A 22,537-nucleotide genomic window follows, 5' to 3' on the forward strand; every position below is an offset into this window, starting at 1 on the left:
TAGTCACCTGTCAAAATAGCCCCAGTTGCCCTGTCACTATTGTAGCAAAATCGTCGTCGACAAAGGGGAGAATTCCTTCCGCAACGGGCTCTAATTGTTTCGTCAGGTAATGCTCGTAATCAAGCGGCGACTGTTGATAATCCAGTGGTTCCGGGCCGCTGGTGGTCCAGACATATTTGATGCTGCCGCGTTGCTGATACTGCAGCGGGCGGCCCAGACGCGCGTTGTGTTCGTCCGCCAGACGCGCGGCGCGCACATGCGGCGGCACGTTGCGCTGATATTCAGCCAGCGGGCGACGCAGGCGCTTGCGGTAGACCAGTTTACTGTCGAGCTTGCCCGACATCAGGTTATCGATGGTTTCAAGAATGTAGTCGCGGTAAGGCTCGTTGCGGAAGATGCGCAGGTAGAGCTCCTGCTGGAACTGTTGCGCCAGCGGCGTCCAGTCGGTGCGCACCGTTTCGAGGCCTTTATAAAGCATTCTTTGTTCCGTGCCTTCCTGAATCATCCCGGCATAGCGTTTTTTACTGCCCGTATCGGCGCCGCGAATAGTGGGCATCAGGAAGCGACAAAAGTGGGTTTCAAACTCCAGCTCCAGCGCGCTGGTTAAGCCCGATTTTTGTAGCTCATCGGCCCACCACTGGTTAACAAATTCAACGAGCTCACGGCCAATTTTCGCCGCGGCGTTTTCATCATGCGCTTTTTTAAGCCACACAAAGGTGGAGTCCGTATCGCCATAGATGACGTCGTAACCTTTGGATTCGATAAGCGCTTTGGTCTGGCGCATGATCGCGTGCCCGCGCATGGTGATCGACGACGCGAGGCGGGGATCGAAAAAGCGGCAGGCGCTGGTACCGAGCACGCCGTAAAACGCGTTCATGATGATCTTCAATGCCTGCGAGAGCGGTTTGTTTTTATGCTGTTTAGCGTCATCGCGAGCGTGCCAGATTTGGCCGACGATCCCCGGCAGGCAGTGTTTATCGCGTGAGAACCAGGCACCAAGAAAACCTTCGATACTGTGTTCCGCATCCGGCTGGCTCATCCCTTCAACCAGCCCCACCGGGTCAATCAAAAACGAGCGGATAATCGACGGATACAGGCTTTTGTAATCCAGCACCAGCACCGAATCGTACAAACCGGGGCGTGAATCCATCACGTAGCCGCCGGGGCTCGCCTGCGGGGGCACTTCGCCTAAATTAGGGGCGACATAACCCAGGCGATGCATACGCGGGAAATAGAGGTGGCTGAAGGCGGCAACTGAGCCACCGTGACGGTCAACCGCCAGCCCGTTAACCGTGGCGCGTTCCAGCAGGAATGGCATGATCTCCGTTTTGTGGAAAATCTGCGTCACCAGCTCGCAATCTTTGAGGTTATATTTCGCCAGCGCGGGCTTATCTTCGGCGAAACGGCGGTCAATTTCGTCCATTCTGTCCCACGGATTATCAATCGCTTTGCCTTCGCCCAGCAGTTCCTGCGCCACCGCCTCCAGCGAAAACGAAGAGAAATTCCAGAACGCGGATTTCAGCGCTTCAATGCCGTCGAGAATCAGCCGCCCGTTCGCCTGGGCGAAGAATACGCCATTCTTAAACCCGTGTTCGCGCCACTCCAGCTCGCTGTTGCTACGGCCCAGCATCAGCGGAATACGGTAGCGCTCGGCATGTTTTTGCAGCACGCGTAAATCGAACTGCACCACGTTCCAGCCGATGATCACATCCGGGTCGTGCTGAGCGAACCAGGCATTCAGTTTTTCTAAGAGCTGCGGGCGGCTGGCGACATACTCCAGCTCAAAATCTATCGCCGACGCCTCACCGTTGGCCGGGCCGAGCATGTAGACCACGCGCTGGCCGCAGCCTTCAATACCGATGCAATACAGCTCGCCGTGACGGGTGGTTTCGATATCGATAGAGGCCCATTTTAGCGCCGGGCGATAGGTGTCATGAGGTTTAAGCCGTGCATTCACCAGCCCATTACCGCGTGCGTCGCCATCGAACCACACCGGGGCGGTGATAAAGCGCTCCATCAGATAGCGTTCTGGCGGGCGAATGTCCGCTTCATAAACGGTGATGCCGTTTTCGCGCAGCAGTTTATCGAGGCGCATCAACTGGCGATGAGAACGGCAGTAGAGGCCGAACACCGGCTGGCGGTGAAAATCTTGTAAGGTGAGTGGGGCAAGGCGGGCATCGCGCTCACCCTGTAACAGGCGTTCCGTCTGCGCGCGCTGCGTTTCCGGGATAAAGGCGACCGACTCCTGCGGCGGCAGCGTCACGGCTAGCGGGCCTGCATCCGTCGCCAGCCAGAAGGTGACTTCTGTCCCCTGGGGAGTGTCCCGCCAGTGGTGGGTTAAGATAAAGCCAGCTTGCGCCTGCGCCACACGCGTTTCTCACCTGATGAATAAGCGCTGATTATAACCTGGTTTAGTTGGTTTTAACTGGTTTTTTGTACAGGTGCGTTTTCAATACGATTGAAATTTCCCCGGCTCGCCCTCGCAGTAAAACGCCACCTGCTCGCACAGCGACTGGTAGTCGGAAAAAATGACCCACTTTGTGCCGTGGCCATATCCCAGAAACCAGGTGGTTTTCTGCCCCGCGTGGTCTGCGATCGCCAGATGGTATTTTTTATTCATTGGGTAAATATTTGGGGTGAGTTTTATGGTCTCAATGTTTTTCCATTGCCAGCTTTTATTATCTATCGTGATGGCATCAGCGGTGAGAACGATTTGCGCCGGCGTTCTTGATTTTATCCAGTGAGAATAAAGAAAGATGGCCAGCGCCAGCAGAAGCTCGGCAACCAGTGTTACACCAAGCGCACCCAGCGCCATTGAGAGAAACGGTACGCCGATAAAAATTGAAAAAATGAGTAGAATCAGCAGGCTGACGGGAATGGTTGCCACAATAAAAAAGTTATCTTCGAGAACGATACGTGAGATTACTTTTTTATTCAGGGAGTATTTAATTTCAGGAGGCACGTTATTAATCCTGATTCATTCTTAATATGAATGAATACTTGTTTTTAATGATGGATAAAATAGCGTGCCTTTAAATAAAGTTAAAGAGAGGCTTGAAACAGAATAAAAATAAAAGAAGGTCTGTTTCCAGACCCTCTTCTTGTTACTGCCCGTAATACGCCTTCGCACCATGCTTGCGCAGATAGTGCTTATCCAGCAGCGTTTGCTGCATATCCGGCAACTGCGGCGCAAGCTGGCGACAGAAAATGCCCATATAGGCCACTTCTTCCAGCACGATTGCGTTATGTACCGCATCTTCCGCATTCTTGCCCCACGCAAACGGGCCGTGGGAATGAACCAGCACGCCCGGCATTTGCGCGGCGTCGATGCCCTGTTTCTCAAAGGTTTCGACAATCACGTTACCGGTTTCCCATTCGTACTCACCGTTGATTTCCGCATCGGTCATTTTGCGCGTGCAGGGAATGGTACCGTAGAAATAGTCAGCGTGGGTGGTGCCGGTCGCAGGAATAGCTTGCCCCGCCTGCGCCCAGATGGTGGCGTGGCGGGAATGGGTATGCACGATGCCGCCAATGGTCGGGAATGCCTGATAGAGCAGGCGGTGGGTGGGCGTATCGGAAGACGGTTTTTTGTTGCCTTCTACCACCTCGCCGGTCGCGATGCTGACCACCACCATATCGTCGGCGGTCATCACGCTGTAATCCACGCCGGAGGGTTTAATCACAAAAACGCCTTTCTCCCGGTCAACGGCGCTGACGTTGCCCCAGGTGAGGGTGACCAGGTTATGTTTTGGCAGCGCCAGGTTGGCGTCGAGCACCTGGCGTTTGAGATCTTCTAGCATGTTGGCTCCTGTGTGCCCCCTCACCCTAACCCTCTCCCCGAGGGAGAGGGATGAGACAGTGCTCGGTGTGGGGTTTTCACCCTCTCCCTCAGGGAGAGGGCCGGGGTGAGGGTGAGGGTGTTAACGACGTAACCCGTAATAAACCTCGTTCCAGCGCAGCGCGTCTTTAAACGCTGGCAGGCGGGTGTCGTTGTCGATAACCGTGATCTCGATACCATGCAGTTCAGCGAACTGACGCATATCGTCCAGCGTCAGGGCGTGGCTGAAGACGGTGTGGTGCGCGCCGCCGCCGATGATCCACGCTTCGGAGGCGGTTGCCAGATCCGGCTGCGCTTTCCACAGCGCGTTGGCGACCGGGAGTTTCGGCAGATCGTGCGGCGTTGCTACCGTTTCGATAGTGTTGACCAGCAGACGGAAGCGATCGCCCAGATCCACCAGGCTTGCGACAATTGCCGGGCCGGTTTGGGTATTGAAGATCAAACGTGCCGGATCGGCCTTGCCACCAATACCCAGCGGCTGTACGTCGAGGATCGGTTTCTCTTCCACGGCGATCGACGGGCACACTTCCAGCATGTGCGAACCGAGCACCAGGTCGTTGCCGTTATCGAAGTGGTAGGTGTAATCCTCCATAAAGGAGGTGCCGCCCTGCAGACCGGTTGACATCACCTTCATGATGCGAAGCAGGGCGGCGGTTTTCCAGTCGCCTTCGCCCGCAAAGCCGTAGCCTTGCTGCATCAGACGTTGTACCGCCAGGCCCGGAAGCTGTTTCAGGCCGTGGAGATCTTCAAATGTCGTGGTGAAGGCATGGAACCCGCCCTCTTCGAGGAAGCGTTTCATTCCCAGTTCGATGCGCGCGGCATCCAGCACGTTCTGGCGTTTGTCGCCGTTGATTTGCGCGGCAGGCGTCAGGCGGTAGCTGCTTTCATATTCATCAACCAGCGCGTTGATATCGCCATCGCTGACCGCGTTGACCACCTGCACCAGGTCGCCCACCGCCCAGGTATTGACGGAGAAACCAAACTTAATCTGCGCCGCGACTTTATCGCCGTCGGTGACCGCCACTTCACGCATGTTGTCGCCAAAGCGGCACACTTTCAGGTGACGGGTATCCTGCTTCGACACGGCCTGACGCATCCATGAGCCGATACGTTCGTGCGCCTGTTTATCCTGCCAGTGGCCGGTCACCACGCTGTGCTGCTGGCGCATACGCGCGCCGATAAAGCCGAATTCGCGGCCGCCGTGTGCGGTCTGGTTCAGGTTCATAAAGTCCATGTCGATGCTGTCCCACGGCAGGGAAGCATTGAACTGGGTATGGAATTGCAGCAGCGGTTTGTTGAGGATGGTCAGGCCGTTGATCCACATTTTCGCCGGCGAGAAGGTGTGCAGCCACACCACCATGCCCGCACATTTATCGTCGTAGTTGGCATCGCGGCAAATCGCGGTGATCTCATCCGGGCGCGTGCCCAGCGGTTTCAGCACCAGTTTGCACGGCAGTTTCGCTTCCGCATTCAGGGCATTGACCACCTGTTCTGCGTGCTGCGTGACCTGACGCAGCGCTTCCGGGCCGTAAAGGTGCTGGCTGCCAATCACAAACCAGACTTCATAATTATTAAAAATGGTCATCGTCGTATCCTTAATGAGTCAGCGCTGCTGTGGCGGACGGCGTGGTAGCCGATGGCGCAGCGACAGGGAGATAGTGTTGTTCGGCGCTCAGCGCCCATTGTTGGTAGCGCTGATAAAGCTGCTCGAAGCGTTTCGCCTGCAGCGGATCGGGCTGGAGCGTGCTTTCGACGCGGCTGGCCATCAGCAACTGCGCGGCAGGAATATCTCGGTAAACACCCGCGGCGACGGCGGCAAAGATGGCAGCGCCGAGCGCGCAACACTGGTCAGAGGCGACAATCTGTAACGGGCGATTGAGCACGTCGCAGCAGGCCTGCATGATGACGCGGTTTTTACGCGCAATGCCGCCCAGCGCCATCACGTTATTCACCGGGATGCCCTGGCGGGTGAAGCACTCCATAATGGCGCGCGCGCCGAAGGCGGTGGCAGCAATCAATCCGCCAAATAATGCCGGCGCGTCGGTGGCCAGATTCAGGTCGGTGATCACCCCTTTCAGACGCTGGTTGGCGTTTGGCGTGCGGCGACCGTTAAACCAGTCGAGTACCACTGGCAGATGATCGAGGGACGGATTGTTGGCCCAGGCTTCGGTCAGCGCAGGCAGGAGTTGCTTCTGGCTCTCTTTAATTTGCGTTTTCAGTTCAGGATGCTGAGCGGCGAGCTGTTCCAGCGGCCAGCCCAGCACGCGGCCAAACCACGCATAGATATCGCCGAACGCCGACTGGCCCGCTTCCATGCCGATGAAATCAGGCACTACGCTGCCGTCAACCTGGCCGCAAATGCCTTTCACCGTGCGATCGCCCACGCTCTCTTTTTCGGCGACAAGAATGTCGCAGGTGGAGGTCCCGATGACTTTCACCAGCGCGTTTGGCTGTGCGCCCGCGCCGACTGCGCCCATATGGCAGTCAAATGCGCCACCGGAAATCACCACTTTTTCGGAAAGCCCCAAACGCTGCGCCCATTCCGCGGTGAGCGTGCCCACCGGAACATCAGCGGTCAGGGTGTTGGTAAACAGCGGGCAGGGAAGGTGCTGATTGAGGATAGGGTCGAGTTCATCAAAGAATGACGCCGGTGGCAGGCCGCCCCAGCTCTCATGCCACAGGGATTTATGCCCGGCGCTACAGCGGCCACGGCGAATATCCTGCGGGCGCGTGGTGCCGGAAAGCAGAGCCGGAACCCAGTCGCACAGCTCAATCCATGACGCGGCGGCCTGGGCGACCGCGCTGTCTTCGCGTGTGACGTGCAGAATTTTGGCCCAGAACCATTCGCTGGAGTAAATACCGCCAATGTAGCGTGAGTAGTCTTCTTTGCCCGGCTGATGGCACAGGCGAGTGATGGCTTCGGCTTCTTCCACGGCGGTGTGGTCTTTCCACAGCACGAACATGGCGTTCGGGTTTTCGGCGAACTCGTCGCGCAGCGCCAGCACGTTGCCCTCGGCGTCAATCGGAGCTGGGGTTGAACCGGTGCTGTCAACGCCAATCCCGACCACGTCGGCCCGTTGGGCGTCGGTGAGTTGCGCCAGCACGCTTTTCAGCGCCGCTTCCATCGACTCAATGTAGTCGCGCGGGTGGTGGCGAAAACGGTTATTCGGGGCGTCGCAGAAGCGGCCCTCCTGCCAGCGCGGATACCATTCAACGCTGGTGGCGATCTCTTCGCCATTCGCGCACTCCACTGCCAGGGCGCGGACCGAGTCGCTGCCAAAATCGAGGCCAATTGCGATTGCCATCGTGTCACTCCATCGTAATAAAACAGGATGAGTTAACACTAGCGATCGCCCGGAAAAATCGTCAGGCAGGAACCGCTAATCTTATGGATAATTTTGCTGTCACATCCCAAAGTGTGACGCTGTGCAAATATTCAATGTGGACTTTTCTGCCGTCTTTATAGACACTTCTGTTACACGCCAGAAACCGTATGTCTCGCGGAATTGTTATCAAAATCGCGGCTTGTCGCGGGGTTAAATGTTTATCGTGAGCGGTGATGGTTTGCACAGGTCGACGGGAAGGGTGAAAACGTGAATATGGATAATTGGTTTCTTCACAACATGCGGAGAGCAGACTGAAAATGCCTGAATTGCAAAACGATCCCCTGCTGCCGGGTTACTCCTTTAACGCGCACCTGGTCGCCGGGCTGACGCCGATTGATGCCGGAGGTTATCTCGATTTCTTTATCGACCGGCCGCTGGGCATGAAGGGGTTTATTCTTAACCTGACGGTGAAAGGGGAAGGGGTAATTGAAAATCAGGGGCAGCAGTTTATTTGTCGGGAAGGCGATATGCTGCTCTTTCCCCCTGGCGAAATTCATCACTACGGACGTCATCCGGACGCCAGCGAATGGTATCACCAGTGGGTTTATTTCCGCCCTCGCGCCTACTGGCATGAATGGCTGAACTGGCCGACCATTCATGCGCAAACCGGTTTTTTCCGCCCTGATGAAGCGCATCAGGCGTCGATTTCCGCGCTGTTTGGGCAAATTATTGATGCCGGGCAGGGCGTTGGGCGTTATTCAGAATTGCTGGCGATCAACCTGCTGGAACAGCTTTTGCTGCGACGTATGGAAGCCATCAATGAATCGCTGCATCCGCCGATGGATAACCGGGTACGCGATGCCTGCCAGTATATCAGCGATCACCTGGCCGATAGCCATTTCGATATCGCAAGCGTCGCGCAGCACGTCTGCCTGTCGCCGTCGCGTCTGTCGCATCTGTTCCGTCAGCAGCTTGGCGTGAGCGTGCTGAGCTGGCGCGAAGATCAACGCATCAGTCAGGCGAAATTGCTGCTCAGTACCACGCGTATGCCGATTGCCACCGTGGGGCGCAACGTAGGCTTTGAAGATCAACTCTATTTTTCTCGCGTCTTTAAGAAATGTACCGGCGCAAGCCCGAGCGAATTCCGCGCGGGTTGTGAATAAAAAGTAAAGAAAAGGAAAGGCGGTGTGTGGAGTATTGTCTTTGCCAGTAAACTATTCAGACAATTGATGGCTTGACGAAAGTCGGGGTGATGACCAGAATCCCCGATTCGTTTTCAAACCGGACACACTATGCAAGCACTGCTGGAACACTTTATTACCCAGTCCACGACCTATTCACTTGTCGCGGTCGCGCTGGTGGCTTTTCTGGAATCATTAGCGCTGGTCGGTCTGATTTTGCCGGGCACGGTGATGATGGCGGGTCTGGGCGCACTGATTGGCAGCGGCGAGGTTAATTTCTGGCAGGCGTGGCTGGTCGGTATCGTGGGCTGTTTGCTGGGTGACTGGATCTCCTTCTGGCTCGGCTGGCGCTTTAAAAAGCCACTGCATCGCTGGTCGTTTATGAAAAAGAACAAGGCGCTGCTGGATAAAACCGAGCACGCGCTGCATCAGCACAGCATGTTCACCATTCTGGTCGGGCGCTTTGTCGGGCCAACGCGCCCGGTGGTGCCGATGGTTGCCGGAATGCTCGACCTGCCGGTTTCGAAGTTTATTCCGCCGAATATTATTGGTTGCCTGCTCTGGCCGCCGATTTACTTCCTGCCGGGGATTCTGGCGGGGGCCGCGATTGATATTCCTGCTGATATGCAAAGCGGTGGCTTTAAGTGGCTGCTGCTGTCAGCGGCGTTGCTGCTGTGGATTGCTGCGTGGTTGTGCTGGCGCTTGTGGCGCAGCGGAAAAGCGGCGAAAGATCGTCTGACCGATTACCTGCCGCGCCAGCGTTTGCTGTGGGTGGCCCCGTTGATGCTCGGTGTAGGTGTCGTGGCGCTGGTGGCGGCAATCCGCCATCCGTTGATGCCTGTTTACATCGAGATTTTGCGCAAGGTGGTTGGGCTTTAGCGCAGTTTGCCGGATGGCGGCGTAAACGCCTTATCCGGCCTACAAAAATAGAGGCGAACGAGTAGGCCGGATAAGCGAAGCGCCATCCGGCGCAGCGATGCCGAGTAAATGCGACGCGCTGGCGTGACCGCTCAGCAGCGCCGTCGTTTCGCCATCCCACGCAATGCGTCCGTCGGCAACCACTATCGCGCGTGGCGCAATCCGCGCCGCATCTTCCACGCTGTGAGACACCATCAACAACGTCATCTGCTCACGTTCACATACCGCTTTCACCAGTTGCAACATCTCCTGACGTAGCGCCGGGTCGAGGGCGGAAAAAGGTTCATCCAGCAGCAAAATCGGCTGCTGACGGACCAAACAACGCGCCAGCGCCACACGTTGACGCTGGCCGCCGGAAAGCTCACCCGGCAGGCGCGTCAGCAAGGACTCAAGCCCTATCTGTTGGGCGATCGCCTGCAACTTCTGTTTTTGCGCATCGTTCAGTTTCAGCGAAGGCGACATCCCCAGCCCAATGTTTTGCTGCACGCTCAGGTGGCTGAACAGGTTGTTTTCCTGAAACAACATCGATACCGGGCGACGGGCGGGCGGCGTACGGGTATGCGTCTCGCCGTTAATCACAATTTCGCCGCTGGCAGGCGTCAGAAAACCGGCAACCAGATTCAGCAGCGTACTTTTCCCCGCCCCGCTCGGCCCAAGAATGGCGAGGGTTTCGCCCTGCGCCACGGAGAGACTAAAGCGCATCGGTAAATGCTGATAAAGCCAGGTAACATCATTGAGTTTTAGCATCGCGTCCCGGTAGTTTTTCAATCACGGTAAAAAGCAGGAAACAGAGCAGCAGCAGAAGCAGGGCGGTCACCGCGCCATCCTGGCTGCGATAAGAGCCTATTTGCTGGTAAAGATAAAACGGTAGCGTGCGGAAATCATCATTGCCAAACAGCGCCACTACACCGAAATCGCCAATCGACAGGACGCAGGCGAACGCCAGCGCCTGGGCGAGGGGCCGTTTAAGTGCGCGCAACTCCACGATTTTTAAACGGTTAAACCCTTCCAGCCCCAGCGACTCACACAACGGTGTATAACGCGCGGTAATATCGCGCATCGGCGTCTCCAGCACTTTCAACGCGTAGGGGATGGCCATCAGCGCATTGGCGAAAATCACGATGCCATCGGCGGAGTCAGGCAGCCCGATAGTATTATTCAGCAGCAGGAAAAAGCCGGTCGCCAGCACAATCCCCGGCATAGCGAGAATCAACATGCCGCTCAGCTCCAGCGTTTGTCCGGCGAGCTGCGCATTACGCGCGCGCAGTTCGCGGCTGCTCCACAGCAGCATCATGGTGAGCACCACGCTCAATACCCCTGCGGCAACAGCGATGCGCAGTGAAGTCCACAGTGCCTGCCAGAGCGGCGGTTGTCGCAGGGCGTTGAGCATCGCCGGGTTGATGCCATCGACCAGCACCGCCAGCAGCGGCGGCAGCATCAATAACAGGGCCAGCGTAATCAGCAGACCATCGCTAAGACGGCTGTGCAGACGATCGTCCGGGTCGCGCCAGCCCTGCATTTGCGTATTACCGACGGCAATCGCCTTGCTCAGACGTTGGCTAACCAGCACCAACGTCAGGCAGCACGCCATCTGGATCAGCGCCAGCATCGCCGCCCGCGCCGGGTCATAATCAAAATTGAGCGCCTGATAAATCGCCAGTTCAATAGTCGTGGCTTTCGGCCCGCCGCCCAGCGATAGCACGGTGGCGAAGCTGGCAAAACAGAGCATAAAGATCAGCGTGCTGATGGGCAGAATTTGCCGACGCAGCCAGGGCCATTCCACGAAGCGAAAGAAATTGAACCCGCGCATCCCAAGCTGAGCGGCAAGCTGGCGCTGCTCGCCGGGGATTTGCTCCAGCGCCTGAAGCAGCAGGCGGGTCGCCATTGGCATGTTGAAGAACACGTGCGCCAGCAGGATGCCCTGCAATCCATAAGGCGAGAAATGCCACTCCAGCCCGAGTGATGTGAGTATCTGCGCCAGCCAGCCCTGACGCCCGTAGACGCTGAGGATGCCGAATACCGCGACCAGTACGGGCAAAATCAGCGTCATTGCGCACAGGCGCAGCAATGTTTCGCGGCCAGGGAAACGACGGCGATAGAGCGCGCGGGCGAGGAAAATAGCGGGCACAACCGACAGCAGCGCGGAGAGAAACGCCTGCCAGAAGGAGAAACGCACGACGTGCCAGAGGTAGCTATCCGCCAGCAGCGTCTGCCCGCTGGCATCCGGGGCGCTAAACCACAGTGCCAGAAAGGCGGCCAGCGCCACGGCGACGATAAGCGTCGCCGCCGTCACTCCAGGCCAAATCCAGCCGGGAATTAACGGCTGACGGCGCGTTGCCATGTCGCGATCCAGTTCTGACGCTGTGTGGCGACGTCCTGCGGGGTAAATTCCAGGGCAGTTTTCGGTTTATCGAGCGTCTCAAAGCCGGCGGGCAGCGTCACGTCAGCCACCGGATACATCCAGTTACCCGTCGGAATGGCCTGCTGGAACGCAGGGGAAATCATAAACTTGAGGAATTTTTCGGCCAGTTCAGGCTGTTTGCTGGCGGCGGTCCGCGCCGCCACTTCCACCTGCAAATAATGCCCCTCGGCAAATGAGGCGGCGGCGTAGTTATCTTTTTTCTCTTCGATAATGTGATACGCCGGAGAGGTGGTGTAGCTCAGCACCAGGTCGCTTTCCCCTTTCAGGAATAAACCATACGCTTCGCTCCAGCCTTTGGTCACGGTGACGGTTTTCGCCGCCAGTTTCTGCCAGGCTTCAGCTGTTTTATCGCCATACACTTTTTGCATCCACAGCAGCAGGCCCAGGCCCGGCGTGCTGGTGCGCGGGTCCTGATAAATCACCCGCCATTTCTGGTCGCTCTCGACCAGTTCTTTCAGGCTTTTCGGCGGATTCTTCAGTTTGTTTTTATCGTAAACGAAGGCGAAATAGCCGTAGTCGAAGGGAACAAAGGTGTCATCTTTCCAGCCGCCGGGGACGGTAACGTTACTCGTCGGCACGCCGCTTTTGGCGAACAGATTTGTCTGGCTGGCGGCTTGCAGCAGGTTGTTATCGAGCCCCAGCACCACGTCGGCTTTGCTCTTTTTTCCTTCCATGCGCAGGCGGTTAAGCAGTGAAACGCCATCTTCCAGCGCCACAAATTTCAGCTCGCAGCCACAGTCGGCTTCAAAGGCTTTTTTCACCACCGGGCCAGGGCCCCAGTCGGCGGCGAAGGAATCATAGGTGTAAACCGTGAGTACCGGTTTGGCGAAAGCTGGCAGGGCGAGAAGCGCCAGCAGCGGCAGACATTTTTTTAACACTTTGCACCTCAGTGAGCAGGTGGCAAAGGATTTTGAGTTGGCCTCAAATCCCTCCGCCGGCGTTATCCGGATCAGGTTCGACGGGTATCTCTCAGCAAATTTATGCACCCCGTTGAGTAGCTCGCTATTGTAATGATTACGTGAATAAATCAAAAGCGCTATGGATCCGGCGGGGCGAACCACGCGGATTTAAAGTCGAACCAGCCGAGGGTGTTCATGCGCACGCCGCGCATACTGCGTTGCCCCTGAATGCGCAGCCAGTGGTGGATGAGCGGCACAATTGCCTGTTGTTCCAGCAACTGTTTGCACCAGGTCGGGAGATCCAGTTCGCCCGCATGCCACTGTCGGATATCTGCCTGCCAGTCACGGGCGATGCAGTGCTGAAGCAGCGGCACTTCGCAAAGATGCGCGAACAGGGAGAAGTTTAACGGTAGCGTGAAGTTGGCGCTGTTGAGCCAGACATCGCTGACCACCTCGCCGCTGTGCCATTCGTCATAGTCCACTTCGTTAATCTCAAGTGTGACCTGATGCTCGGCCAGCAGTTGCGCCATGATGCGGGCAATCACTTTATGTTCGACATGATCGCGATAGAAACCAATCGTGATGCGCTCCAGCCCGGCGGGTTTTTCGTGGGTTTTGCTGTGCGCGTGGTGCCAGCGGGGCAGCAGGCCGTAGGCCGGGAACCAGTACTGTTGGTACTGTTCGCTGGCGTGATAGAGCAAATTCGCCGGGGCCAGCACGTGGCTTAACCACTGGCGTACGTGCTGATTGGCGCCGCGCGACGAGCGGGCGTCAAACAGCAGATAGTAGCATCCCTCTTCAAGCCGGCTTTCGACGGCCTGTTCGCTCTGGGTAGTGCCCTGTAACGTCAGACCACAGCTGAGATCTTCCGCCACGTCGGGTAATACCCAAACATTCACTTCATCTATTAATGCGCGAAAACCGAAATACTCTTCAAAGGCGTGGATTTTGAGCTGATTCTGGTTATTGCGCACCACCGCGTAAGGGCCGGTTCCGACCGGCTGGCGGGAGAAATGCGGCATGGATGACCACTCGTACGGCAGGATCATTGCCGGAGTATGACCGAGCAGCCACGGTAACCAGCGGTCCGCGTGGGAGAGATGGATATCCAGCGTCCATGCGGTTGGTGACACTATTTGAGTGATATGAGAATAGAGCGGCAGCCTGTTAATGCGTTCCAGCGAATGGATGATGTCTTCTATCTCCAGCTCGCGGCCATTATGAAAATGAATGCCTGGACGCAAATAAAAGCGCCAGTGCAGAGGGGATATCTCCTTCCAGTGGTGCGCAATATCGGCTTCCAGTTCCCCGTTTTCCTCATTTATGCGCGTCAGGGCACTGAAAATTTGTCGCGCAATATGGGTTTCAGATCGACGTAACGCCGTACCGGGCAACAGATTTTGCATCGGGCGGTAGTAGAGCACACGCAGAATGTGCCGCCCCTGGCGGAAGCTACGGCCCAGGTGAGAAACCAGCATCTGTCGCACCGTCGATTTGTCGCCAACCAGCTGTACCAGTTGGTCAATACGATCCTGCTCCAGCAGGTCTTCCGCCCGCTGCTGCTGCAATGCCAGCCCGGTATAGAGGAAGGTTAATCGCGAGCGTTTACCGCGCCCGGCCTCGGCTTCCCAGGTTAGCCAGCCCCGCGCTTCCATGGTGTTTAACAGGGTTCGCATATGGCGACGCGAGCAGCTCAGCAGCTCCGCCAGTTCGTTCAGCGTCGTTTCCTGCGCTTTGCCGTCGCAGCATTGCCACAGACGGATGAATTGTTGTTGCAGTCGACCAGAAGGCATAAAAGGGGAACTCCTGATAAAAACTCAGCAATTTATTAATCCCTATATTAAGCCAATAATCAATCTCGATGAAGCGGGGAGGTGAATATGAAGAGGTCAACCACAGGTCAGTTTTATCAGCACTATTTTTACGCAACACGTCATGTTTCCTGGCTGGCCCGCCAGATGGCAGGGATGCGGTTCAAAATGCTTGATGATCTGATGCAGTGGGAGGTTACGCGCTCGACCTCTGAACACTAAATCGCCAAATCATGTGTGACTGAGTATTTGCCAGCAGGTATTATCTGCTGGCTTTTTTTATTTCTCGCGCGCTAAAGGATTTCTCATGCTCTGGATTATGACGATGGGACGACGTCTCAACGGTGTCTACGCGGCCTTTATGCTGGTGGCGTTTATGATGGGCGTGGCGGGGGCGCTGCAGGCGCCGACGCTGAGCCTGTTTCTCAGCCGGGAAGTCGGCGCTCAGCCGTTTTGGGTGGGACTATTTTACACGGTGAACGCTATCGCCGGGATTCTGGTCAGCCTGTGGCTGGCGAAACGCTCCGACAGCCAGGGCGATCGTCGCAAGCTCATTATGTTCTGCTGCCTGATGGCGGTGGGTAACGCGTTATTGTTTGCGTTTAATCGCCACTATTTAACGCTGATCACCTGCGGCGTTTTGCTCGCGTCGATTGCCAACGCCGCGATGCCGCAGCTGTTTGCGCTGGCCCGCGAATATGCCGACAGCTCGGCGCGGGAAGTGGTGATGTTCAGCTCGGTGATGCGTGCGCAGCTCTCGCTGGCGTGGGTCATTGGCCCGCCGCTGGCGTTTATGCTGGCGCTGAATTACGGCTTTACGATGATGTTCGCCATTGCCGCCGGGATTTTTGCCATTAGCCTGGCGATGATTGCGCTGATGCTGCCCTCGGTGGCGCGCATTGAACAGGCGGCGGACGTTGAAATCACTCAGGTCAGCGGTTGGAACGATCCTAACGTGCGGATGCTGTTCATCGCCTCGACGCTGATGTGGACCTGCAACACCATGTATATCATCGACATGCCGCTGTGGATCAGCAGCGATCTTGGCCTGCCGGATAAACTGGCCGGGATCCTGATGGGTACCGCCGCCGGGCTGGAAATTCCGGCGATGATCCTCGCGGGGTATTACGTCAAACGCTTTGGTAAGCGTCGTATGATGGTGACATCGGTTGCGTTTGGCGTGCTGTTTTACGTTGGGTTGATTCTGTTCCACAGCGAAACGGCGCTGTTGATTTTGCAACTGTTTAACGCGGTGTTTATCGGCATTGTCGCCGGGATTGGCATGCTGTGGTTCCAGGATTTAATGCCGGGCCGTGCAGGGGCGGCGACGACGTTGTTTACCAACAGTATTTCCACGGGCGTGATTCTGGCCGGGGTGATTCAGGGGGCCATTGCGCAAAGCTATGGTCACGCGATGGTGTATTGGGTGATTGCCGGGATCTCGCTGGTGACGCTGTTTATGACCAGCAGGGTGAAAGACGTTTAAGGGTGTTGCGCATCAAACCGCCGGATGGCGGCTACGCCTTATCCGGCCTACAAAGGATTCACGTCCGTAGGCCGAACAAGCGAAGCATCATCCGGCAATCCACGGCTCCGTCCCGTAGGCCGAACAAGCGCAGCGCCATCCGGCAAAGCTGCACTAGCGCATAAACGCCGGCTGCTTATTCTCATACGCCGAAATAGCGTCTTCGTGTTGCAGCGTCAGACCGATGCTGTCCAGACCATTCAGCATGCAGTGGCGGCGGAAATCGTCAATCTTAAAGCTGTAAGACTTCTCGCCAGCTTTCACCACCTGCGCTTCCAGATCCACCTCAAAGCTGATGCCCGGATTCGCCTGCACCAGCGCGAACAGTTCATCAACCTGCGCATCGCTGAGCGTCACCGGCAGCAGCTGGTTGTTGAAGCTGTTGCCGTAGAAGATATCGGCGAAGCTCGGGGCAATGACCACTTTAAAACCGTAATCGGTCAGCGCCCACGGTGCGTGTTCACGCGAGGAGCCGCAGCCAAAGTTTTCCCGCGCCAGCAGAATCGACGCGCCTTTGTACACCGGGAAGTTCAGCACGAATTCCGGGTTCGGCTGCTCGCCTTTATCGTCCAGGAAGCGCCAGTCGTTGAACAGGTGCGCGCCAAAACCGGTGCGCGTCACTTTCTGTAAAAACTGTTTTGGAATGATGGCGTCGGTATCGACGTTCGCCGCGTCCAGCGGAACCACCAGCCCGGTATGTTGGGTAAATTTCTCTGCCATGATGGTTTCCTTATTTCAGACTGCGAATATCGGCGAAATGACCGCTAACGGCGGCGGCGGCGGCCATTGCCGGGCTGACCAGATGCGTGCGGCCACCACGGCCCTGACGGCCTTCAAAATTACGGTTGCTGGTGGATGCGCAGCGTTCGCCCGGATTCAGACGATCGTTGTTCATCGCCAGACACATGGAGCAGCCCGGTAAGCGCCATTCGAAGCCCGCTTCGATAAAGATCTTATCCAGACCTTCCGCTTCCGCCTGCGCTTTTACCGGGCCGGAGCCTGGCACAACCAGCGCTTGTACGCCCGGTGCGACTTTACGCCCTTTGGCGATTTCAGCCGCCGCGCGCAAATCTTCGATGCGCGAGTTGGTGCAGGAACCAATAAACACTTTATCGATCGCCACTTCCGTCAGCGGTACGCCCGATTTCAGGCCCATGTAGGCCAGCGCTTTTTCCGCTGATGCGCGTTCCACCGGATCGGTAAACGAAGCAGGATCAGGGATATTGTCATTGACGGAGATTACCTGGCCTGGGTTGGTGCCCCAGGTGACCTGCGGGGCGATCTCTTCGGCCTGTAAGGTAACGGTAGCGTCAAATTTCGCGCCTTCGTCCGTATGCAGGGTTTTCCAGTACGCGACCGCATCGTCGAAATCTTTCGCTTTCGGCGCGTGCAGACGGCCTTTGACGTAGTTAAAGGTGGTGTCATCCGGGGCGACCAGGCCCGCTTTCGCGCCCATTTCAATCGCCATGTTGCACAGGGTCATGCGGCCTTCCATGCTCAGGGCACGGATAGCGTCGCCGCAGAATTCCACCACGTGTCCGGTGCCGCCTGCGCTGCCGGTTTTGCCGATAATCGCCAGCACGATGTCTTTCGCGGTGATGCCCGGTGCGGCGGTGCCTTTGACTTCAATCTTCATGGTTTTGGCGCGACCCTGTTTCAGGGTTTGCGTCGCCAGCACGTGTTCCACTTCGGAGGTGCCGATACCAAATGCCAGCGCACCGAATGCGCCGTGGGTGGCGGTGTGGGAGTCGCCGCAGACGATGGTCATGCCCGGCAGGGTAATACCCTGTTCCGGCCCCATCACGTGCACGATGCCCTGATACGGGTGGTTCAGGTCGTACAGTTCGACGCCGAACGCATTGCAGTTTTTAATCAGTTCCTGCATCTGAATACGGGCCATCTCGCCGGACGCGTTGATATCTTTGGTTTGCGTTGAAACGTTATGGTCCATGGTGGCGAAGGTTTTACCCGGCTGACGTACCGGGCGATTGTGCGCACGCAGGCCATCAAACGCCTGCGGAGACGTGACTTCGTGCACCAGATGACGGTCGATGTACAGCAGCGGCGTTTCGCTGGGCGCTTCATAAACCACGTGGGCATCGAACAATTTTTCATACAGCGTCTTTGCCATGATTACACCCCTTCAGCGATATAGCGGGCCACGATATCGCCCATTTCATCAGTACTCACCGCCGCGCCGCCGCGTGCTAAATCGCCGGTGCGGATACCTTCTTCCAGCGCGCGGTTGATCGCGTTTTCAATGGCATCTGCTGCGTCGTTCGCGTCCAGGCTGTAGCGCAGCAGCAGCGCCAGCGACAGGATCTGGGCTATCGGGTTGGCGATGTTTTTCCCGGCGATATCCGGCGCAGAGCCGCCCGCAGGTTCATACAGGCCGAAACCTTGCTCATTCAGGCTGGCGGAAGGCAGCATGCCCATTGAGCCGGTGATCATCGCGCATTCGTCAGAGAGAATGTCGCCGAACAGGTTGGAGCACAGCACCACGTCAAACTGCGACGGATCTTTGATCATCTGCATGGTGGCGTTGTCGATATACATATGGTTCAGTTCAACGTCCGCATATTCCCGGCCAATTTCGGTAACGATTTCACGCCACAGAATGGAGGACTGCAACACGTTGGACTTATCAATGGAGGTCACTTTGTGACGACGTTTGCGCGCTGATTCAAACGCGATACGCGCAATACGCTCGATTTCGAAACGGTGATACACCTCGGTATCAAACGCTTTTTCGTACTGACCGCTGCCTTCGCGGCCTTTCGGCTGGCCGAAGTAGATACCGCCCGTCAATTCTCGCACGCACAGAATGTCGAAACCGTTGGCGGCGATATCGGCGCGCAGCGGACAGAACTCCTCCAGCCCCTGGTACAGTTTGGCCGGGCGCAGGTTGCTGAACAGTTTGAAGTGCTTACGCAGCGGCAGCAGCGCTCCGCGTTCAGGTTGATCGTTCGGCGGCAAATGTTCCCATTTCGGGCCGCCTACGGAGCCAAACAGCACGGCGTCAGCCTGCTCGCACCCTTCAACGGTGGCTTTCGGCAGCGGCGTACCGTGATTATCAATCGCGATACCGCCCACATCGTAGTGGCTGGTGGTGATACGCATATCGAAACGTTGACGAATCGCTTCCAGTACTTTCAAAGCCTGTGTCATGACTTCCGGGCCAATACCGTCACCTGGTAACACAGCAATATGGTAATTCTTCGACATTACACGGTTTCCTTTTTGTTCTCGTTATTCTGAGCTTTGCGTTGCAACTCTTTTTCTACTTCGGCGGCACGCCAGATGTTATTCAGGACGTGAACCATCGCTTTCGCTGAGGATTCAACGATGTCAGTCGCCAGGCCAACGCCGTGGAAGCGACGACCGTTATGGGTAACGACGATATCCACCTGACCCAGCGCATCTTTGCCGTGGCCTTTGGCGCTCAGGCCGTATTTCACCAGTTCGATGTCGTATTGCGTGATACGGTTAATCGCGTGGTAAATGGCATCGACCGGGCCGTTACCGTTGGCGGCTTCGGCTTTCACTTCATCGCCGCAGGCCAGCTTGACGGAGGCGGTGGCGATATCGCTGGAGCCTGATTGCACGCTGAAGTAGTCCAGACGGAAATGCTCTGGCTCTTCCTGCTGTTTGTTGATGAACGCCAGCGCTTCCAGGTCGTAATCGAAGACCTGGCCTTTTTTGTCTGCCAGCTTCAGGAAGGCGTCGTACAGCTGATCCATGCTGTAATCGGACTCTTTGTAGCCCATCTCGTCCATGCGGTGTTTCACTGCCGCACGGCCAGAGCGAGAGGTCAGGTTCAGCTGTACCTGATTCAGGCCGATGGATTCCGGGGGCATGATTTCGTAGTTTTCGCGGTTTTTCAGCACGCCGTCCTGGTGAATACCGGAGGAGTGCGCGAAAGCGCCGCTGCCAATGATCGCTTTGTTGGCCGGGATCGGCATGTTGCAGATCTGGCTGACGGTCTGGCTGGTACGCCAGATTTCATTGTGGTTGATGTTGGTGTGCAGATCCATGATGTCTTTGCGCACCTTAATCGCCATGATGACTTCTTCCAGCGAGCAGTTACCGGCGCGCTCACCGATACCGTTCATCGCGCCTTCAACCTGACGCGCACCCGCATGGACTGCGGCGATAGAGTTGCCAACGGCCAGGCCTAAATCGTCATGGGTGTGAACGGAGATAATCGCTTTATCGATATTCGGCACGCGTTCATACAGACCAGTGATGATATTGCCGAATTCGAACGGCATAGTGTAACCGACGGTATCCGGGATGTTGATGGTGGTGGCGCCCGCGTTAATCGCTGCTTCAACCACGCGCGCCAACTGGTCAATCGGGGTACGGCCCGCATCTTCACAAGAGAACTCAACGTCATCGGTGTAGTTACGGGCGCGTTTCACCATATACACCGCGCGCTCAATCACTTCGTCCAGCGTGCTGCGCAGCTTGGTGGCAATGTGCATCGGTGAAGTGGCGATAAAGGTATGAATACGGAATGCTTCCGCCACTTTCAGTGACTCGGCTGCCACATCAATGTCGTGCTCGACGCAACGTGCCAGTGCGCAGACGCGGCTGTTTTTGATGTTGCGGGCAATGGTCTGTACCGATTCGAAGTCGCCCGGTGAAGAGACCGGAAAACCGACTTCCATCACATCGACGCCCATACGCTCAAGGGCGAAGGCAATCTGCAGCTTTTCTTTCACACTCAGGCTTGCCTGTAACGCCTGTTCGCCGTCACGTAAGGTGGTATCGAAGATAATGACTTGTTGGCTCATGTTTGAGGTCCTTAGTTCACTTGGGGCGCCTTGCTACGAGCGAAAAAAAACCCGCGCAACGGCGCGGGTTCTGATTCTTACTGGATGATGACTTAACGCTTAACGTCGTCCAGCAGTCTACCGCGCACAAAAGAGGCGTTTAGTAGTAGTAGACCGTTGAAACGAGTAGTGCGGATCATTGTCGTCATGCTCCAGATGAATTCGATATGCTTTTAGTGGTACTGGATATGATGATTGATGTCAACACTTGTTGGTTAAAAGCCTGTGCCAATGACCTTCCTGGATAGGGTTTAAATTAGCTAATTGTGCTGACGGATGTCACAAAATACAGAGGATCGTTTTTTGGTCCGGCAATCATTTTTATATTTTGTCGCAAATAAAAATATTTTTTGGCAATTGCTTACGATGTTGTGGCGCCTGGGCCGCTGGCTTATCGCGCTGATTCAATGGCGTTTCTTCAATTTAAACATTTTTATTGTGAATATGTCGGAAGGGGAATTGCTAAAAAAACGTTAATAAATTTCAACGGGAAATATAACAGTTTAATAAAACTTAAAGTATCGTTAATTATAAGTGCTGTTGTTTATTTACCAAATCTATGGGTACACTACATCTAATTAGTTTTCTTGATGTGAATTTCATTTATGGCCTGGATGACTCGCCGGCTTTCGCCTTTATGAATTCCTAATTTTATCAATTTCTCTTTTTTGGATCTTATATGCATGGTAAATCATATTGTCATAATATATTTCTGCGATTTTGCAAAGGGAGTTTAGCATGACAGTGGAGTCAGAAAGTGTAGTAATGAAACCGGAACAGCATAGCGGTAATCTTCATGAAAGTAGCAAACCTCAACTCAGAATGGTTGACCTCAACTTGCTGACTGTGTTTGACGCCGTGATGCAGGAACAAAACATTACTCGTGCCGCACATATGCTGGGTATGTCGCAGCCTGCGGTCAGTAACGCGGTGGCGCGTTTGAAGGTGATGTTTAATGATGAGCTATTTGTGCGCTATGGTCGTGGTATTCAACCCACCGCGCGTGCATTCCAGCTTTTCGGTTCTGTTCGCCAGGCTTTACAACTGGTGCAAAATGAACTGCCAGGGTCGGGTTTTGAACCTGTCAGCAGCGAACGCGTATTTAATCTTTGCGTATGTAGCCCACTGGATAACTATTTAACATCGATTATTTTTAACCGCGTTGCAGAAATAGCACCAAATATCCATTTAGTATTTAAGTCATCCTTAAATCAGAATACCGAACATCAGCTGCGCTACCAGGAAATTGAATTCGTTCTGGGATATGAAGAGTTCCGTCGCCCGGAATTTGCCTGCGTACCGTTATTTAATGATGAGATGGTATTGGTCGCCAGCAAAAAACATCCGCGCATCAACGGGCCGTTAACCGAATACTCAGTGTATCAGGAAGAGCATGCTGTCGTTGCGCTGGATCGCTACGCATCATTTAGTCAGCCGTGGTATGACACGCCGGACAGACAAAGCCGCATTGCTTATCAGGGCATGGCGCTGATCAGCGTATTAAATGTGGTTTCTCAAACTAATCTTGTCGCCATTGCGCCACGCTGGCTGGCTGAAGAGTTTTCCGAGAAACTTGCGCTGCAAGTGCTGCCGCTGCCGATGAAGCTAAATAGCCGTACCTGCTATCTTTCCTGGCATGAAGCTGCCGGCAGAGACCGTGGTCATCAGTGGATGGAAGAGCTGCTGGTGAACGTTTGCCGTCATCAGTAATACTAAAGAATAGCCGGATGCGAAAACATCCGGTTTATTTTATAACGAAGGAAAAATAAAGAATTTTATTCT

Annotated in this window: 19 protein-coding genes and 1 riboswitch; of the genes, 5 read left to right on the plus strand and 14 right to left on the minus strand. The window is 55.6% G+C overall.

Annotated features, from left to right (window positions below; translation table 11 throughout):
* Positions 1-10: 10 nt before the first annotated feature.
* The 5 genes from polB to araB all read right to left on the minus strand — a co-directional run bounded on the left by polB (position 11) and on the right by araB (position 7,143).
* A complete protein-coding gene (polB, locus tag AC1MKH_RS03640) occupies positions 11-2,368 on the minus strand; it encodes a DNA polymerase II (protein ID WP_276222001.1) in 2,358 nt (785 codons plus the stop codon).
* 81 nt (positions 2,369-2,449) lie between these two features.
* Complete coding sequence (locus AC1MKH_RS03645) at positions 2,450-2,962, minus strand: hypothetical protein (RefSeq protein ID WP_276222003.1); 513 nt, start codon at positions 2,960-2,962, stop codon at positions 2,450-2,452.
* A 142-nt stretch (positions 2,963-3,104) separates the two neighbouring features.
* A complete protein-coding gene (araD, locus tag AC1MKH_RS03650) occupies positions 3,105-3,800 on the minus strand; it encodes an L-ribulose-5-phosphate 4-epimerase (RefSeq protein WP_108475519.1) in 696 nt (231 codons plus the stop codon).
* Between the two features lie 120 nt (positions 3,801-3,920).
* Positions 3,921-5,423 carry an L-arabinose isomerase gene (gene araA, locus AC1MKH_RS03655; RefSeq protein ID WP_276222006.1) on the minus strand — a complete coding sequence of 501 codons (1,503 nt, stop codon included), beginning with the start codon at positions 5,421-5,423 and terminating at the stop codon, positions 3,921-3,923.
* Between the two features lie 10 nt (positions 5,424-5,433).
* Entirely contained in the window at positions 5,434-7,143 is a 1,710-nt protein-coding gene (araB, locus tag AC1MKH_RS03660) for a ribulokinase (RefSeq protein WP_276222008.1), read from the minus strand.
* A gap of 338 nt (positions 7,144-7,481) precedes the next feature.
* Between araB and araC the strand changes: the two genes are divergently transcribed.
* On the plus strand, positions 7,482-8,327 hold the full coding sequence (gene araC, locus AC1MKH_RS03665; RefSeq protein ID WP_015965945.1) for an arabinose operon transcriptional regulator AraC: 846 nt from the start codon (positions 7,482-7,484) through the stop codon (positions 8,325-8,327).
* 129 nt (positions 8,328-8,456) lie between these two features.
* Positions 8,457-9,224 carry a DedA family protein gene (locus AC1MKH_RS03670; protein ID WP_276222011.1) on the plus strand — a complete coding sequence of 256 codons (768 nt, stop codon included), beginning with the start codon at positions 8,457-8,459 and terminating at the stop codon, positions 9,222-9,224.
* Between the two features lie 39 nt (positions 9,225-9,263).
* Here AC1MKH_RS03670 and thiQ read toward each other — a convergent pair whose 3' ends face one another.
* The 4 genes from thiQ to sgrR all read right to left on the minus strand — a co-directional run bounded on the left by thiQ (position 9,264) and on the right by sgrR (position 14,377).
* Entirely contained in the window at positions 9,264-10,010 is a 747-nt protein-coding gene (gene thiQ / locus AC1MKH_RS03675) for a thiamine ABC transporter ATP-binding protein ThiQ (RefSeq protein ID WP_327621842.1), read from the minus strand.
* Positions 9,994-11,604 (minus strand): thiamine/thiamine pyrophosphate ABC transporter permease ThiP, encoded by a 1,611-nt coding sequence (gene thiP, locus AC1MKH_RS03680; protein ID WP_276221781.1) that lies wholly within the window; start codon positions 11,602-11,604, stop codon positions 9,994-9,996. Before thiP ends, thiQ begins: the two co-directional genes overlap by 17 nt.
* Positions 11,580-12,563, minus strand: coding sequence for a thiamine ABC transporter substrate binding subunit (gene thiB / locus AC1MKH_RS03685; RefSeq protein ID WP_276221779.1), 984 nt, complete (start codon positions 12,561-12,563; stop codon positions 11,580-11,582). The genes thiP and thiB overlap by 25 nt, the downstream gene beginning before the upstream one ends.
* A gap of 30 nt (positions 12,564-12,593) precedes the next feature.
* Positions 12,594-12,685, minus strand: a riboswitch (TPP riboswitch).
* A 36-nt stretch (positions 12,686-12,721) separates the two neighbouring features.
* Positions 12,722-14,377 carry an HTH-type transcriptional regulator SgrR gene (gene sgrR / locus AC1MKH_RS03690; RefSeq protein WP_276221777.1) on the minus strand — a complete coding sequence of 552 codons (1,656 nt, stop codon included), beginning with the start codon at positions 14,375-14,377 and terminating at the stop codon, positions 12,722-12,724.
* Positions 14,378-14,464: 87 nt separating this feature from the next.
* Here sgrR and sgrT point away from each other — a divergent pair, with 87 nt between their 5' ends.
* Both sgrT and AC1MKH_RS03700 read left to right on the plus strand, forming a co-directional pair.
* Entirely contained in the window at positions 14,465-14,617 is a 153-nt protein-coding gene (sgrT, locus tag AC1MKH_RS03695) for a glucose uptake inhibitor SgrT (RefSeq protein ID WP_276221775.1), read from the plus strand.
* Between the two features lie 85 nt (positions 14,618-14,702).
* Entirely contained in the window at positions 14,703-15,881 is a 1,179-nt protein-coding gene (locus AC1MKH_RS03700) for a sugar efflux transporter (RefSeq protein WP_276221773.1), read from the plus strand.
* A gap of 153 nt (positions 15,882-16,034) precedes the next feature.
* Here AC1MKH_RS03700 and leuD read toward each other — a convergent pair whose 3' ends face one another.
* The 5 genes from leuD to leuL form a co-directional block, all read right to left on the minus strand.
* Positions 16,035-16,640 carry a 3-isopropylmalate dehydratase small subunit gene (gene leuD, locus AC1MKH_RS03705; RefSeq protein ID WP_276221771.1) on the minus strand — a complete coding sequence of 202 codons (606 nt, stop codon included), beginning with the start codon at positions 16,638-16,640 and terminating at the stop codon, positions 16,035-16,037.
* Positions 16,641-16,650: 10 nt separating this feature from the next.
* A complete protein-coding gene (leuC, locus tag AC1MKH_RS03710; RefSeq protein WP_276221769.1) occupies positions 16,651-18,051 on the minus strand; it encodes a 3-isopropylmalate dehydratase large subunit in 1,401 nt (466 codons plus the stop codon).
* A gap of 2 nt (positions 18,052-18,053) precedes the next feature.
* Entirely contained in the window at positions 18,054-19,145 is a 1,092-nt protein-coding gene (gene leuB, locus AC1MKH_RS03715; protein ID WP_015965936.1) for a 3-isopropylmalate dehydrogenase, read from the minus strand.
* Entirely contained in the window at positions 19,145-20,716 is a 1,572-nt protein-coding gene (gene leuA / locus AC1MKH_RS03720; protein ID WP_327621843.1) for a 2-isopropylmalate synthase, read from the minus strand. The genes leuB and leuA overlap by 1 nt, the downstream gene beginning before the upstream one ends.
* 92 nt (positions 20,717-20,808) lie before the next feature.
* Positions 20,809-20,904, minus strand: coding sequence for a leu operon leader peptide (leuL, locus tag AC1MKH_RS03725; protein WP_199538657.1), 96 nt, complete (start codon positions 20,902-20,904; stop codon positions 20,809-20,811).
* Positions 20,905-21,493: 589 nt separating this feature from the next.
* On the opposite strand from leuL, the gene leuO reads away from it, so the two are divergent.
* Complete coding sequence (gene leuO / locus AC1MKH_RS03730) at positions 21,494-22,465, plus strand: transcriptional regulator LeuO (RefSeq protein ID WP_276221764.1); 972 nt, start codon at positions 21,494-21,496, stop codon at positions 22,463-22,465.
* The last annotated feature ends 72 nt before the right edge of the window (positions 22,466-22,537 follow it).

Source organism: Pseudocitrobacter sp. CD920760 (assembly GCF_057782505.1).